Origin of the sequence: Mediterraneibacter hominis (assembly GCF_014287475.1) — a bacterium.
Classification (GTDB): Bacteria; Bacillota; Clostridia; order Lachnospirales; family Lachnospiraceae; genus Mediterraneibacter; species Mediterraneibacter hominis.
Genome location: NZ_JACOPF010000001.1, coordinates 492919 through 508628, shown reverse-complemented (window position 1 = coordinate 508628; position 15710 = coordinate 492919). Strand labels below are relative to the sequence as shown.

The following is a 15710-nucleotide window of genomic DNA, read 5'->3' as shown; positions in this document are numbered from 1 at the left end:
TTCCTCCATATTTTCTTATATTATCATTTAAACCACTATTTCGTTTGCTGCTCTGCACGATTGTAATCTTCAACAATCCTCTTGGTATTTTCTTTTGTACACGGTATCTCACCTCTAAGGAGTCCATATAACCGCTTCCTATACGCAATTATATATTGCGGGCAATTTTTCTCATCCCCACCTCCGCAAACCCATATAAGATTTCGTATAATATTCTCTTCTCGGTTTTCCAACTCAGAAATAGTTCTGTCAGAATCAGAATCATCTAAAAGAAGATTTAAGGCAAAAATTTGCCTTAGCCCAATATATCTAAGATTTGATTCCATATACTCTGCTATTTCTGGGTAACGGCTTTCCTCATAAAGAAATCTATTCTCAAAATATAAATCGCTATTAAACTCTGTTGTTCTCTTATCAAAACATTTTGTTGTAATATCATCAACTTCTTGATAAAGCTGCAGTTTTATACTATTTTCCTGCATTGATCCTTTTTTTGGAGTATAATCTTTTGATTTTCTCATAATGACTATCACTATTATCACTATAATTATAAAAATTAAACCTCCCATTTTCACTTCCTCCTTTATATGAGTATTTATTTACTCATGTAAATATACCATACTTTATTACTCATTACAATATGAAGGTAAATAAAATATTCTATTTTCAGGAGGACATAGTTATATGAATGATTTAGAATTTGGCACTATACGGTTACACTTAGAAGAATTAATGAAAGAGCGTAATATTTCAATCAATAAACTCTCTTTTCGCGCTGAAATGCAAAGAACACAATTAAAAAAATATTGCCGAAATGAAGTTCAACGGTTGGATATCGCTGTTCTGTCACGCCTTTGCTATGCTTTAGACTGCGATTTAAATGATCTTTTAGAATATATTCCGCCTGAAAAATCAAACAACTAAAAAAGCCCTGCCAAGAAGATAGATTTTTGTTTTTTCTACCTTCTTTAGCATGGCTCTTTCTTTTTACAAAAATGACATTATGGATAATTGTAAAAAACCGCCCTTACTTATGATACGGTTCTTTGCTGTTAATTCGAAAGCTTCTGTAAATCTGCTCCAGAAGTATCACTCGCATCAACTGATGCGGGAATGTCATCTTAGAAAAACTAAGTGAAAAGTCCGCACGCTTTAGAACCTCTTTTCCTAATCCAATTGAGCCGCCGATGACAAACGCAATACTGCTTTTCCCCTGTATGCCTAAATTTTTTATCTTCTCCGCTATTTCTTCCGAAGTCAGCATCTTTCCTTCTATCTCCAATGTAATCACATACATATCGTCTTTGATATATTTTAAAATACGCTGGCCTTCTTTATCGCGAATCCCTTCCTCCACTGTCTGACTTGCTGTATCCGGCGTTTTTTCATCTGACACCTCAATCATTTCCAGCTTGCAATATTTAGAAAGTCTTTTTGTATATTCCGCAATGGCATCTCTTAGATATTTTTCCTTTATCTTTCCTACTGTCAGAATTGTAATTCTCATCTTTGCTCTCCTGTCTGATACATATAGAGTTCATGCAGCGCCCTGGTTGCACATATATATGCCGCCTGCTTGAACAACGGATTTTTGTCATCATTTAAAACGGCAAATACCTGGTCAAACTCCAGTCCTTTTGCCAGATAAAATGTTGTGACAGTAAGTCCCTTTTGGAAGGTACTACTGTTTCTGTCTACATAGTTGGCATGCACATTCCATTTTTTCAGCAAAGAAAACAGATGCCGCGCCTCTCCTTCTGTCATTGTGAGAATCGCCGCTGTTTCATACGTATCTTCTCCAATGGATACATTCTTTAAGACCATATCCAGAAGCGCTTTTTCTGTCTGAAATTGCTGTTCGTCTACTTCCTTGCCATGCCGGTGAAACAGCTCCAAATCTGTAATACCGCTGATACGTTCTGCGAACTTAGCGATCTCTACTGTATTACGATAACTTTTCTTTATTTCAATACTACGGTATTTTTTTCCAAATATTTTCGTAAAAAACTTCAAAACATCCTGCGGTTCTGTTCCTAATGTCTGCGCCTTATCTCCCAATATCGTCATCCGGCAGGAAAACAGCCTATGAAGTATAAGATATTGTATATACGAATAATCCTGCATTTCATCAATCACCAGGTGCTTGATATTTTTGTGGACATTCTTTTTCTTAAGGCGGTATTTCAGATACAACATTGGATACACATCCTCATAGCAGAGCTTTCGCCTTTCATAAGGCACCTCCGGCAGCGTATCCATACCGCACCATGCAAGCAGCCGGTTATAAATCTCATAGATGTCCTTAGTCATGTACAACGCGTCAAATTTGCTTTTGAGATAGTCCTTTTCTTCATCAGAAATGTCTCGGCTATACAGCGTTTCGTATGAGTCCACAAAATATCCATCACCGCGTCCATTCTTTCAAGCAGCGGTGTATCTTGAAATTTGAAATAAAATAAGCGAATTAACTCTTCTTCTGTCAGTTTCATTCCCTTGAATATAATCTCCTTGAACTCCATCAGCTCATCTTCCAGTACCGCCAGAAATCCTTCTATCTCTCCTGCGAATTGTGCTGACTGCTTTCTGTTGAATGTATCTGCCTGCACGCAGTCCGGATATTTCATTCTTTGTTCTAAATCCTGGTACTTGTCTTCACAGTCTTCAGCTATATCTTTTAACTCGTGATAGGCAAACACATCAAAGCTCATCTCCTGGATGTTCTCTTCTCCCAGCTCTGGAAGGATATGAGAGATATAATCCGCAAAGACACTGTTTGGAGAAAGGATCAAGATATTAGAAGATTTCAGATTCTTTCTGTCATGGTACAGAAGGTATGCAATTCTATGCAGTGCTATCGATGTCTTACCACTTCCGGCAGCTCCTTGAATAACAAGAATTTTATCGTTTAAGTTGCGGATAATTGCATTTTGTTCTTTCTGGATTGTACGCACAATATTTTTCAGGCGTATATCTCCATTTTGTCCTAACTCCTGCTGCAAAATTTCGTCATCGATCTTCGTATCACATTCAAAAGCATATATCATTTTTCCGTTTCTTATTTTATACTGCCATTTTGCACATACTCTGCCTTTTACTGTGCCGGACGGGGCTTCATAGGCAGCGTCTCCATTGTCCGCATCATAAAAAAGGCTGCATACCGGCGCTCTCCAGTCATAAATAAGAGGGGTCATACCGGCTCTCAATGCAAAATTTCCTATACCGATATAAAACGGCTCTTTCTCGCTCTCTCCCTAAAAAAGAAAATCTACCCTTCCAAAAAAAGGTTCTCTGTACATTTTTTCAAAACGTTGTTTTAAGAGAAGCTTTTCCTGATTGGTATTTATCTGGCTTAAAAGGGCCTGTTGGTTATCATACTCTTCATAGCCATACTGATCCATTTCCGCATAATTTTCCCAGTAATATTCTTGTATACTGGCAATTTCTCTCTGCCCTTCGCTCAAAGTCTGTTCTATCTCTTCTATACGATTTTTCAGCTTTTCCGTAACCTCTTTTAAAAACTGTATTCCATCAAAATAACTGTACTCTTTCATTTCTTCCCTTTCTGCGATTTATGTCATCTAAGCCTTCCCTTCTTTAAGCACTGAAGATACTGCGGACGATAGTCTTATGGGATAGTATATCATGTATTTTGTAAAAAATAATCACATTTTCTTCATATTTTCATGCTAGAATAAACAAGTCGAAAAATAAAACGACTGTAAAAAAATACATTTAAGATGAAACGAGGTACTAGGTTTTGAAAAAAGAAAATCGTAAATTGGCACAGCAGCAGAGAGCTGCTGAAAGAAAAAAGAAAGAATTAACAAGAAAATTTAAGAAGTTTCTTGTTATTTTTATTCCCCTGCTGGCTGTTCTGCTTCTTGTTGCTGTCCTTGTATGGGACTCTGTCCGTTCAGATTCATCCGATAATGATTCTGCCTCTTCCGCGGACTCCCAGACAGATGCAAATAGCGGCGGCACAGATACATCTTTGTCAACAGATTCTTCCTTAAGTGTTGCGGACGGAAATACAGTAAATATTGACTATGTAGGCACTGTAGACGGCGTAGAATTTGATGGAGGAAGCACAAATGGCGCTGGTACAGATCTCACCATAGGTTCGGGGCTTTATATTGACGACTTTGAAGAACAGCTCATTGGCTCTCATCCAGGAGATACAGTAGAGGTTCATGTAACTTTTCCGAATCCCTATACAGGAAACCCTGATTTAAGTGGAAAAGATGCTGTGTTTACTGTAACGATAAATGGAATTTATCAGTAAAAAGCTGTCGGTATCTGCTCTATAACGGATGAAGCGGGAGTACAATACACTTCTTTTTATTTTGGCTCTCGCTTTTTCCCTGTAAATTCTGTCACATCAATGCGATATACGGCAACACGCTGCAGCATCTCTTCCTTAAACTGAATTTCTGCCTCTGGAGCCAAATTTTCCATCAAAAGTTTCAGTCCATATATTTTTTCCTTATTTTCCTCGATTTTGTGTATAGTTCCATTCCCCATAATGCTGCGGTACGCATAGGAGTAGCTGCATGTATAGTCTCCCTGAATCAGTGCATGTGTACAGTCCATTTCAAATGCAACCTGCATATTTTTTTTGAATGCCTCCGCCTTTCTTCCTTCACATGCACTGTGCACATACAGCTTTAGCTTCCTTTCTTCCTTTGAAAACACATACCCGAAATTCATCGGCACGATAAACATTCCATGTCCGTCACAGGAGCCAATACGAACCACTTTACATTCTTTTAATATTTCCTGCATTTCTTTCATATCGTGGATCTCTCTTTTATGGAGACGCATTGGGTACATTTTATTCCCTTCTCTCTTTTACAACTTTCGCGCTTGTTCTTATTTTTCATTTAAAAATACTTCTGCCAGCGTAACAGCATCTGTAATACATTTGTCACAAGGGGAAAGAATCTTTCCTGTCGCAACTCCTTTTAGCTCACGACAATATACAGAACCATTTTTCTCGCGGAATTTATCTGCATAATCTCTCACCTTCTTATAAGTGTCCGCTTTTGTCAGTCCTGCATTTTCAGTGCCGCCGCTGTTTTTCATTCCTATCAGCATAAACAGACCGGTCAGGGCGCCGCATGTATCCATAGAACCCATACCAAGTCCAAACCCTTCCGCCAGCTTATATGCTTGTTCCTCTTCCATTCCCAATTCTTTGCAGAAAGAACACAATACTGCCTGTGCACAGTTATATCCTTTTTTGTGATTTTCAAGGGCAAGTTCTTTTTTTGTCATTTTCCTTATCCTTTCTTACAGAAAATGCTCCGCATAAGTCTATTTGCCTGGTATATACCGGACACAGATCTGTGCGGAGCTTGATTTTGTTACATTTTGCTGTTTACTTCTTATTTTTCTTTTTTCTTTAAATACTCGTCAATTCCCTTCGCACCTGCTTTTCCCGCACCCATTGCGAGGATAACTGTGGCAGCGCCGGTTACGGCGTCGCCGCCTGCAAATACGCCTTCCTTAGATGTCTGCCCGTTATCTTCATCTGCAACAATACATTTTCTACGGTTTGTATCCAGCCCTTTTGTGGTAGAAGAAATCAGTGGGTTTGGTGAAGTACCAAGCGACATAATGACTGTATCTACCTCAATATCATACTCGGATCCAGGGATTTCAACAGGACGTCTTCTTCCAGAGGCATCCGGTTCTCCCAATTCCATTTTGATAACCGTCATACTTGTAATGTTTCCATTATCATCTACATTGATCTTCTTTGGATTTGTAAGGAGATCAAAGATAACTCCTTCTTCCTTCGCATGATGCACTTCCTCTACCCTTGCCGGAAGCTCTGCTTCACTTCTCCTGTATACAACATGCACTTCAGCGCCAAGACGCAGCGCTGTTCTGGCCGCATCCATAGCCACATTTCCACCGCCGACTACCGCAACCTTCTTTCCGGCTGCAATTGGTGTATCATAAGAGTCGTCGAATGCTTTCATTAAGTTGCTTCTCGTCAGATATTCATTTGCAGAAAATACTTCATTTGCATTTTCTCCCGGAATTCCCATAAACATCGGAAGTCCTGCCCCAGAACCGATAAATACTGCCTCAAAGCCTTCTTCCTCCATCAACTGATCAATCGTAGTAGACTTTCCGATCACTACATTGGTTTCAAATTTTACGCCTAACTCTTTTACCTTTTCGATCTCTTTTGCCACTACCTTCTGTTTGGGAAGACGGAATTCTGGAATTCCATATACAAGAACGCCCCCCAATTCGTGAAGAGCCTCGAATACTGTCACATCATAGCCCAGCTTTGCCAGATCACCGGCACAGGTAAGTCCCGAAGGGCCGGAACCAATTACAGCTACCTTATGCCCATTCTTTTTCTCTGCTCCTACTGGTTTTATATCATGTTCCAGAGCATAGTCAGCGACAAATCTCTCCAATTTACCGATAGATACAGGCTCTCCCTTGATACCGCGGATACATTTTCCCTCGCACTGCGATTCCTGCGGACACACACGGCCACAGATAGCCGGCAGAGCAGAAGATTTTCCAATCACCTTATATGCTTCTTCAATATTGCCTTCCTTTACTTCATGTATAAATCCAGGAATGTCAATCGCAACAGGACAGCCCTGCACACATTTTGCATTCTTGCAGTTTAGGCATCTTGCCGCCTCTTCCACTGCTTCTTCCTGATTATATCCAAGACAAACTTCTTCAAAGTTTGCTGCACGCTCTTTTGGATCCTGTTCTCTTACAGGCACCTTCTTCATTACATTTCCCATTAGTTGTCACCTCCACAATGTCCACAGCCGCCGTGATGTGTGTCACCTTCCTGAAGCTTCAGCATCGCGCGTCCTTCTTTTGTCTTGTACATCTGGCTTCTCTTCATCGCCTGGTCAAAGTCTACCAGATGTCCGTCGAATTCCGGACCGTCTACACAGGCAAATTTGATTTCATCGCCTACCTGAAGACGACAGGCTCCGCACATTCCGGTTCCATCTACCATAATCGGATTCATGCTGACAATTGTAGGAATCTCCAGCTTTTTCGTCAGCAGACATACGAACTTCATCATAATCATAGGGCCAATGGCTACGCATACATCATAATGCTTTCCTTCGTTTACCAGCTCTTCTACCATCGTTGTAACCATACCTGCATGTCCATATGATCCGTCGTCTGTACATGGATAATAATTACCTGCTACTTCCTTCATTTCTGATTCCAGGATCAACATATCTTTTGTTTTGGAACCAACAATTACATCTGCATCAATTCCATGCTCATGCAGCCATTTTACCTGCGGATATACAGGAGCTGCTCCGACGCCGCCCGCGACAAACAGCATTTTTTTCTTCTTCAGTGACTCCATATCTTCGTAAACAAATTCTGAAGCGCATCCAAGAGGACCTGTAAAATCGCGGAAACTGTCACCTTCTTTTAGTTCACCCATTTTTGTAGTAGAAGCGCCAACCTCCTGCACAACGATTGTAATTGTGCCTGCTTCTCTGTCATAGTCGCAGATTGTAAGGGGAATACGCTCTCCTTTTTCATCCATTTTTACAATTACAAACTGGCCGGGCTGACAATGACTAGCTACACGCGGTGCATGTACATCCATCAGAAAGATTTTATCAGCCAGTTTTTCAGCTTTTAATATCTTATACATGTTCTTCCTCCTTGTTAAAATCACCCTTTCCCTATAATACGCTATTTGCTGTGGAAAGGCAAGTATTCTTTCATGCCTGTACACACAACAGGGACAGACACAATCTCTTGCGCCTGTCCCTGAATGTATTCTTCCTCTTAGAAGTCAACCTCTGTTCCGTAGTATGTACATGTAAACAGTTTTTCCATTGTTGCGGGATCAATTTCACGCGGGTTGGAACCTGTACAGGCATCCCCTACTGCTAATTCTGCAATTTTAGCAATTTTCTCTTTAAATTCTTCTTCATTGATTCCGAAATCTTTCAGAGTCTTTGGAATATTCAGTTTTACATTGAATTCATCAATCTTTGCTACAAGACTGTTAATCAGCGCTTTTTCTGATGTTCCAGGAAGTCCCATTCTACGTGCGATTTCTGCATAACGTTTTGCTGCTATCGGGTCTTTTGCATTATATTTGATAACATAAGGAAGATAAATTGCATTTGCACATCCATGTGGAATATGTCCTGTTGAGAATGCAGCACCTGTCTTATGTGCCATAGAATGAACAATTCCGAGCAGTGCATTTGAAAATGCCATTCCTGCCAGACACTGTGCATAATGCATCTGCTCTCTGGCTGCCATATCGCAGTTATAAGAAGCCGGCAGATAATCCAGAACCATTTCAATCGCCTGCAAAGCAAGTGGATCTGTAAACGGTCCGTTCAGTGTTGAAACGTAAGCTTCAATTGCATGTGTCAGTGCATCCATACCTGTGTATGCAACCTGTTTTACAGGAAGTCCTGAAACAAGATCTGGATCCACAATCGCAACATCTGGTGTAATGTTAAAGTCTGCTAAAGGATATTTTACACCTGTTTCATAGTTCGTGATAACAGAAAATGCTGTTACTTCTGTAGCTGTTCCTGATGTGGAAGGAATTGCCGCAAATTTTGCTTTCTGTCTTAATTCTGGGAAACCAAACGGCACACAAAGCTGTTCGAATGTCACATCTGGATATTCATAAAATGCCCACATTGCTTTTGCTGCGTCGATCGGTGAACCGCCTCCCATAGAAACAATCCAATCCGGTTCAAACGCACGCATCGCTTCAGCACCTTTCATAACTGTCTCTACAGATGGATCTGGTTCAACACCTTCAAATACCTGAACTTCCATTCCAGCCTCTTTCAGATAATTAACGGCTCTGTCAAGAAAGCCCTGACGTTTCATAGAACCGCCGCCCACTACTAAGATTGCCTTTTTTCCTTTCAAATTTTTCAGTTCTTCCAGACATCCTTTTCCGTGATAGATGTCTCTTGGTAAACAAAATCTGCTCATAATCTGCATCTCCTTTTGCTTATGTTATTTTTTTAACAATTGTATTATAACACCGCCCTTGAAGTTGCGCAAGACTTTTTATAAAATTTTAAGTAACAGTTCAGCCATACAGTGTGCGGGAAACATAAAACATGCTTGCATGTTTTATGTTTCCCGCACACTGTATGGCTGAACCGTTACTCCAGATTCAAACTGTAGCGCTTTGTTGTAACCTGCGTTGTCTTTCCATTGTTGTTATTTACAAGAATCGCTTTAAATGTTGTCCATTCACCGACTGCTACTTCCGGCATATCCACCGGCCCTGTGTACTGTGTAGACGCTGTAGTGGGTTCTGTCCCATCCATTGTATAATATGCCGTATACCCCTCCGGTACATTTACAGTGATCTGTGTTGCAGAATTATACGTTCCTGTAGATGGGTTAACAGACGGCGCATCCGCAATTGGAATCTGCACACTGTAGGTTTTTGAAACAACAACACTTGGAATTCCTTTTTTATTTACCGCAAATGCCTGTATCTGTGTTTCTCCTTCTTTTAATAAAATCGGCTCTGTATACTGCGTGCTTGAAGTAGTCGGTTCGGATCCGTCAACTGTATAATAAATTGTACTTCCTTTCGCTTCAAGAGACACCTGCTGTACTTCCTCATAATTTCCCTCCTCTGGGGTAAATACCGGTGCATTTGAGACATACGCCTTTACTTTTGACAGTACACTTTCATCCTCACATCCTTGCAAAAGCTCTGAAATCTTTTCCAGTTGTTCCGTATCCATATAAAACTGGATTGCAGCCTCATAAATATCTGCATTGGAAGGCTGCGTTTCCAATGCTGCCAAAAAGACTTCCTCAGCCATCTCTAAATCTTCCTGCTGCATATATACTTCAGCCAATCCTGTATAGGCTTCCGGTTTTCCGGGGCTTCTTGCAATTGCACGATTAAAAAGGCTTTCCGCCGAACTATACTCACTGGTTTTAAGCGCCTGGTATCCCTGGTTTACAATCCCCGTATAGGAATTGCGGTAAAGCAGAAAACCTGCTATTCCAAGTAATATCACAAATACAAGACAAGCAATAAGAATTTTCTGCATTCTCTTTTTTGCCGCCTGTTTTCTTTTTGCCTGTTGTTGTCTGCGCCTTGCTTCGGGGCTTTTCCGGATCATACCTGTATTTGCCCTTATGTTGGATGTTCCCTGTTTGTTTTGACGCATATTCTCTGTATTCTGCCGCATGGTTCCAGTATTTCTTTTCGTACGCATACTCCCAGTTTCACGTTCCTGTCTCATACGTCCGGTTCCTCTGCCTTGCTGCGTATTTCCAGTGTCTCTTCTCTGCGCTAAGTTTTCCTGTCGTGCCTGGTACTGCCCTCTTTTGCTTCCCCTGATTCTGTCAAGCTCTCCCTGACTTAGGACACGTGTGGAATTTCCATATTCTATTGTTTCTTCTTTTCGTATCTTACGCAGATCTTTTGTCCCAATTGGCCGCGTGGCGTCCTCTACAGAGCCTTTCACCTGCTGCGCGAGGACATCCTCCAGAGGATTATAATCCGGCACAATCTGAATTTGCGTACCACATTTTGGACAGATCAGCTCTTCATCCGAAAATACAGCTCCACAATGCCTGCATCTCATAGTACTTCCCCCTACCTGCGTGCTGTTTCTACACAGTTATTCATCAACATGGCAATTGTCATCGGTCCTACTCCTCCTGGAACAGGAGTAATTGCAGATGCCTTAGGTTCTACATCTGCAAAATCGACATCCCCGCATAAACGGTTCTGTGCATCTCTGTGCATTCCGACATCAATTACCACTGCCCCCTCTTTTATATATTCTGACGTGATAAACTGTCTTTTCCCTATGGCAACAATCAGAATATCTGCTCTTTTTGTAATTTTCTGTAATTCCTTTGTACGGGAATGTGCAACCGTCACAGTTCCATTTTCTCTTAAGAGCAGCGCTGCCATTGGCTTCCCCACTATATTGCTTCTTCCGACAATCACACATTCCTTTCCTTCTATAGAAATACCAGAACGTTTCAAAAGCTGTATAATTCCTGCCGGTGTACAGGATAAAAATCCCTTTTCTCCGATCCAGAGCCTGCCCACGCTTTCCGGATGAAAACCATCTACATCCTTTTCGGGAGAAATTGCCTGTATGATCCTGTCCTCATTGATGTGCTTGGGAAGCGGCAGCTGCACAAGAATCCCGTTCACTTCCGGAGAGTCATTCAATCTTTTCACAAGATCTACTAATTCTTCCTCTGTCGTACTTGCAAGCAATTCATAGGACTGTGACTCAATCCCTATATAAGCACATGCCTTTTTCTTATTATTTACATATACGGTAGAAGCAGGATCCTCTCCCACCTGCACGACTGCCAGACAGATATTTTTCCCTTCTTCTTTCAGACATTTTACTTCCTCTTTTAACTCCTCTTTTATCTCTTTTGAAATTTTCTTTCCGTCAATTAATACTGCCATCGGCCTCTCCTTTTAAAACAAACCTGTGATTTTTCCGTCTTCAGTTACATCAATTCCATTTGCTGCCGGCACTTTCGGAAGTCCCGGCATGGTCATAATCGCACCCGTCAGAGCAACGACAAATCCTGCTCCTGCATTTACGTATACCTCTCTGATATGGAGGTCAAAATTTTCAGGGCGCCCAAGTCTGTTCGCATCATCTGATAAAGAATATTGATTCTTTGCCATACAGACAGGAAATGTATCAAATCCCAAAGAAGCAATCTTCGCAAGCTGCTTTTTTGCTGCCGGCTCATAGAGCACATTTGCTGCTCCGTAAATCTCTTTTGCAATTGTTTCAATTTTATCTTCCAGAGACATTTCATCTGGATAAAGTGTATGGAAGTTGCTTTCTTTGTGTTCTAACGTATCCAGCACTTTTTCCGCCAGTGCAATGCCGCCTTCTCCGCCTTTTTCCCACACTTCTGACAACGCGAACTGACACCCCTTTTCTTCACAAAATCTACGGACAAATTCATGTTCTGCTTTTGTATCTGTAACAAAGGAATTCAGTGTGACAATAATAGGCACACCATATTTCTGCATATTTTCTATATGTTTTTCTAAGTTTACAATCCCCTTTTCCAGAGCCTCCAGGTTCTCTTTTGCCAGCTCTTCCTTTTTTATCCCCCCGTTATACTTTAACGCCCTCACCGTTGCAACTAAGACGACCGCATCCGGCTTCAGGCCTGCCATACGGCATTTAATGTCCAAAAACTTCTCCGCCCCTAAGTCCGCGCCGAACCCCGCCTCTGTAATTGTAATATCACTTAATTTCATAGCCATTCTCGTTGCGCGCACACTGTTGCATCCATGGGCAATATTGGCAAAAGGCCCGCCATGTACGAGAGCAGGCGTATGTTCTAATGTCTGTATAAGATTTGGTTTTATTGCATCCTTTAAAAGCGCTGTCATCGCTCCCGTTGCCTGTAAATCTTCCGCAGTAACAGGCTCTCCGTCAAAATTATATGCCACAATAATTCTTCCCAGACGCTTTTTTAAATCCTGCAAATTTTCTGCCAGGCATAAAATCGCCATAATTTCAGAAGCGACTGTAATAACGAAATGGTCTTCTCTTACCATACCGTCCATTTTATTTCCAAGCCCTACTACAATATTGCGCAATACGCGATCATTCATATCCAGACAGCGTTTCCAGACAATCTGTCTGGGATCTATCTTGAGTGCATTTCCCTGCTGAATATGGTTGTCCAGCATAGCCGCAAGTAAATTATTTGCCGATGTGATGGCGTGGAAATCCCCTGTAAAATGAAGGTTTAAATCCTCCATAGGAACTACCTGTGCATATCCTCCTCCGGCAGCCCCTCCCTTTATTCCAAAACAAGGGCCCAAAGAAGGTTCCCGCAGTGCAATCAAAGCGTTCTTTCCCAATTTTACCATTGCTTGTCCAAGCCCTACTGTTGTTGTTGTCTTTCCCTCACCGGCAGGCGTCGGATTGATCGCGGTTACAAGCACCAGCTTTCCATCCGGCCTTTCCTGGATTCTCTCCCACAATTCCTCTGACAGTTTTGCCTTATATTTCCCGTAAAATTCAAGCTCATCCTCTTCTATTCCACTCTGTTCTGCCACCTCTTTGACAGGCTTCAATTGTGCTTCCTGTGCGATCTGAATATCTGTTTTCATTTGTGTTATCCTCCTGAATTTTTATATATTTATCAGCCTACGGGTTTTCCTCTATAAACTGTTCAAATTCTTCCTTTGACATCAGAACCTTTCTTGGCTTTGTTCCTTCTTCCGGCCCTACGACACCTGCTTCACAAAGTTGATCCATAATGCGTGCTGCCCGGTTAAATCCAATTTTAAACATCCTTTGCAGCATACCAATAGAAGCCTTTTCTTTTTCTACAATCAGTCTTCCTGCCTCTGCAAAATATGTATCCCTGTCATTTTCACTCTCCTGTCCTGGTCCAGGCGTTCCTTCCCCTTGCCCCGCAGCGTTTAAGTTTACATGTTCTTCTATTTCCTCGCTGTAAGAAACATTCCCGCTTTGTTCGATAAGATAATCAACGACTTTCTGTACCTCTTTATCCGACACAAAAGATCCCTGTACACGTACCGGCTTCGGATAACCTGCAGGGTAAAACAGCATATCACCTTTTCCAAGCAGTTTTTCCGCCCCATTCATATCTATGATCGTTCTGGAATCCACACCGGAAGATACGGAAAATGCGATTCGCGAAGGCATATTCGCTTTAATCAGTCCGGTAATGACATTGACAGAAGGACGCTGCGTCGCAAGAATCAGATGCAGTCCCGCTGCTCTGGCAAGCTGTGCCAGCCGGCAGATTGCCCCTTCCACTTCTCCTGGCGCTACCATCATCAAATCCGCAAGCTCATCTACAATAATAACAATCTGCGGCATTGTTTTTGGAACCCCTTCGCCTGGCTCCATCTGTTCAATTTTCTCATTGAACCCTTTTAAGTCACGAACGTTATATTCTGCGAAAAGCTGGTACCTCTTCATCATCTCCGCTACCGCCCAGTTAAGAGCGCCTGCCGCTTTTTTCGGATCTGTGACAACAGGAATCAGCAGATGAGGAATCCCATTATAAACACTCAGCTCTACCACTTTTGGGTCTACCATAATTAGTTTTACGTCTTCTGGGTTTGATTTATATATGATGCTCATTATCAGTGTATTGATACAGACGGATTTACCAGAACCTGTTGCACCTGCTACAAGCAAATGCGGCATTTTCGCAATATCTGCCACAACTACCTTTCCCGCAATATCTTTTCCTACAGCGAAGGAAAGCCCCGACTTACTTGTTTTAAATGCGTCTGACTCCAACAGATCCCTTAGCATAACTGCTGTATTCTCACTGTTTGGGACTTCAATTCCAACCGCTGCTTTCCCTGGAATTGGCGCTTCAATACGCAGATCTGCAACTGCAAGATTTAACTTAATGTCATCGGCAAGCCCGACGATCTTGCTCACTTTCACACCCTGTTCCGGCTGCAGCTCATAACGTGTAACAGAAGGTCCGCAGCTTGCATTTGTCACATGCACTCTGACTCCAAAATTCTGGAACGTCTGCTCCAGTTTCATAGCCGTAGCACGCAGATGTGCATCGGAATCCCCACTGCTTTTTTTCCCTTTTTTCAGCAAATTCAACGGCGGTATAGCATAATGCTTTGTCGGTTCTTCTTCCTGTGCCTGAATAGACTGTGCTACATTCTGCATCTGCTCCTGCACCTGCGCAGCACTCTGCTGTGTTTTTTTCTGTCTGGACATCTTCGGCAAATTTTCTTCTATTGAGGAGTTAGATAAGCTGCCGCTTTCCTCTGCTTTGTCTACAGAAGGAACAGACTCTGCACGAGTAATGTAAAATTCTTCATGTGGTTCTGATGAAAAGGAAGGTGCTTCTAACGTGTTTGTATCTTCTTTGGCAGGCAGTCCTGCCGAAAGCTCTTGAAGCTCCGGCGATTTTTTCTTTCCTTTTCTCTGTCTTGCCAGCGTTTCTTCCTTTTCCTCCTGTATATTTTCGTCTGTTAAAGTTGTCGCAAAGGACACGCCGGAAACTTTTTTGTCACTGCGCTTTGCTGCTCTTTGCGCACTGCGTGCTTCTTTTCTTTCCTGTCTTAACACTTGCGTATGCTCGTGCTTTTTCTTCGCTCCTTCATAGGCTTTCTTTCCCTGGTTTCCAAGCGGTGTTAAGAGCGATTTTTCCGTAATCAGGATGATACAGATGATTGCCAGAATAACAATTACAACATAGGCGCCTGCTATACCTATCAGCGGACAGAGCAGGCTTATCACGGCACCGCCCGTGAGTCCTCCTGCATTTTTGTGCGCTCCTGCCTGATGATAATAGTCAAGCAGAGCGGTATCTGCATGGTATTTATTGACAGCCAGCTCCAAAAAAGCTGCGATAAGTATAAACAGCAAAATTCCTGCTGTCACTTTTATGTACGCCCGTGTATTCCCCTTGTTTAATACAACAAAGGCAATACAGGCAAACAGGGCGAATGGAAGCACATACGCCATATACCCAAACAATCCGAACATAATAGAGGAAACAGCCTCCCCTGCCATTCCTCCAAATCCAAAATTGCTGATTACCAGCAAAATACAGACTGCCAGGGAAACTAAAATCATAATTTCTTCTTTTAATGATGTATTTTCTTGTGTTTTTCCTGGTCTGCGTTTTGTGCTTTTTTTCCTTTTTGTTGACTTTGCAGCCAT

At 41.9% G+C, this 15710-nt stretch carries 13 protein-coding genes and 1 pseudogene; 2 read left to right on the top strand and 12 right to left on the bottom strand.

The window, feature by feature from the left end; genetic code table 11:
* Nucleotides 1-35: 35 nt before the first annotated feature.
* The gene (locus tag H8S37_RS02290) at nt 36-569 is read right to left on the bottom strand and encodes a hypothetical protein (RefSeq protein ID WP_186874434.1); all 534 of its coding nucleotides are present in this window, start codon (nt 567-569) and stop codon (nt 36-38) included.
* Between the two features lie 115 nt (nt 570-684).
* Here H8S37_RS02290 and H8S37_RS02285 point away from each other — a divergent pair, with 115 nt between their 5' ends.
* Nucleotides 685-924 carry a helix-turn-helix domain-containing protein gene (locus tag H8S37_RS02285; protein WP_186874433.1) on the top strand — a complete coding sequence of 80 codons (240 nt, stop codon included), beginning with the start codon at nt 685-687 and terminating at the stop codon, nt 922-924.
* Between the two features lie 103 nt (nt 925-1027).
* Here H8S37_RS02285 and rlmH read toward each other — a convergent pair whose 3' ends face one another.
* Together rlmH and H8S37_RS17595 are read right to left on the bottom strand one after the other, a co-directional pair.
* The gene (rlmH, locus tag H8S37_RS02280) at nt 1028-1507 is read right to left on the bottom strand and encodes a 23S rRNA (pseudouridine(1915)-N(3))-methyltransferase RlmH (protein ID WP_186874432.1); all 480 of its coding nucleotides are present in this window, start codon (nt 1505-1507) and stop codon (nt 1028-1030) included.
* Nucleotides 1504-3551 (bottom strand): annotated as a pseudogene (locus H8S37_RS17595) (HelD family protein). The gene rlmH and the pseudogene H8S37_RS17595 overlap by 4 nt, the downstream one beginning before the upstream one ends.
* A 206-nt stretch (nt 3552-3757) precedes the next feature.
* Between H8S37_RS17595 and H8S37_RS02270 the strand changes: the two are divergent.
* Nucleotides 3758-4282, top strand: coding sequence for an FKBP-type peptidyl-prolyl cis-trans isomerase (locus tag H8S37_RS02270; protein WP_186874431.1), 525 nt, complete (start codon nt 3758-3760; stop codon nt 4280-4282).
* Nucleotides 4283-4338: 56 nt separating this feature from the next.
* Here H8S37_RS02270 and H8S37_RS02265 read toward each other — a convergent pair whose 3' ends face one another.
* The 9 genes from H8S37_RS02265 to H8S37_RS02225 form a co-directional block, all read right to left on the bottom strand.
* The gene (locus tag H8S37_RS02265; RefSeq protein ID WP_186874430.1) at nt 4339-4830 is read right to left on the bottom strand and encodes a pyridoxamine 5'-phosphate oxidase family protein; all 492 of its coding nucleotides are present in this window, start codon (nt 4828-4830) and stop codon (nt 4339-4341) included.
* Nucleotides 4831-4869: 39 nt separating this feature from the next.
* Complete coding sequence (locus H8S37_RS02260; RefSeq protein WP_186874429.1) at nt 4870-5274, bottom strand: C-GCAxxG-C-C family protein; 405 nt, start codon at nt 5272-5274, stop codon at nt 4870-4872.
* 110 nt (nt 5275-5384) lie between these two features.
* Entirely contained in the window at nt 5385-6779 is a 1395-nt protein-coding gene (gene gltA / locus H8S37_RS02255) for an NADPH-dependent glutamate synthase (RefSeq protein ID WP_186874428.1), read from the bottom strand.
* Nucleotides 6779-7666: a sulfide/dihydroorotate dehydrogenase-like FAD/NAD-binding protein gene (locus H8S37_RS02250; RefSeq protein WP_186874427.1), complete on the bottom strand. Its 888-nt coding sequence runs from the start codon at nt 7664-7666 to the stop codon at nt 6779-6781. The genes gltA and H8S37_RS02250 overlap by 1 nt, the downstream gene beginning before the upstream one ends.
* Nucleotides 7667-7803: 137 nt before the next feature.
* Entirely contained in the window at nt 7804-8985 is a 1182-nt protein-coding gene (locus tag H8S37_RS02245) for an iron-containing alcohol dehydrogenase (protein WP_186874426.1), read from the bottom strand.
* A gap of 176 nt (nt 8986-9161) precedes the next feature.
* The gene (locus H8S37_RS02240) at nt 9162-10613 is read right to left on the bottom strand and encodes a chitobiase/beta-hexosaminidase C-terminal domain-containing protein (RefSeq protein WP_186874425.1); all 1452 of its coding nucleotides are present in this window, start codon (nt 10611-10613) and stop codon (nt 9162-9164) included.
* 11 nt (nt 10614-10624) lie between these two features.
* Entirely contained in the window at nt 10625-11464 is an 840-nt protein-coding gene (gene folD, locus H8S37_RS02235; protein ID WP_186874424.1) for a bifunctional methylenetetrahydrofolate dehydrogenase/methenyltetrahydrofolate cyclohydrolase FolD, read from the bottom strand.
* A 12-nt stretch (nt 11465-11476) separates the two neighbouring features.
* The gene (locus H8S37_RS02230; RefSeq protein ID WP_186874423.1) at nt 11477-13147 is read right to left on the bottom strand and encodes a formate--tetrahydrofolate ligase; all 1671 of its coding nucleotides are present in this window, start codon (nt 13145-13147) and stop codon (nt 11477-11479) included.
* 37 nt (nt 13148-13184) lie between these two features.
* The gene (locus H8S37_RS02225) at nt 13185-15710 is read right to left on the bottom strand and encodes an FtsK/SpoIIIE family DNA translocase (protein WP_186874422.1); all 2526 of its coding nucleotides are present in this window, start codon (nt 15708-15710) and stop codon (nt 13185-13187) included.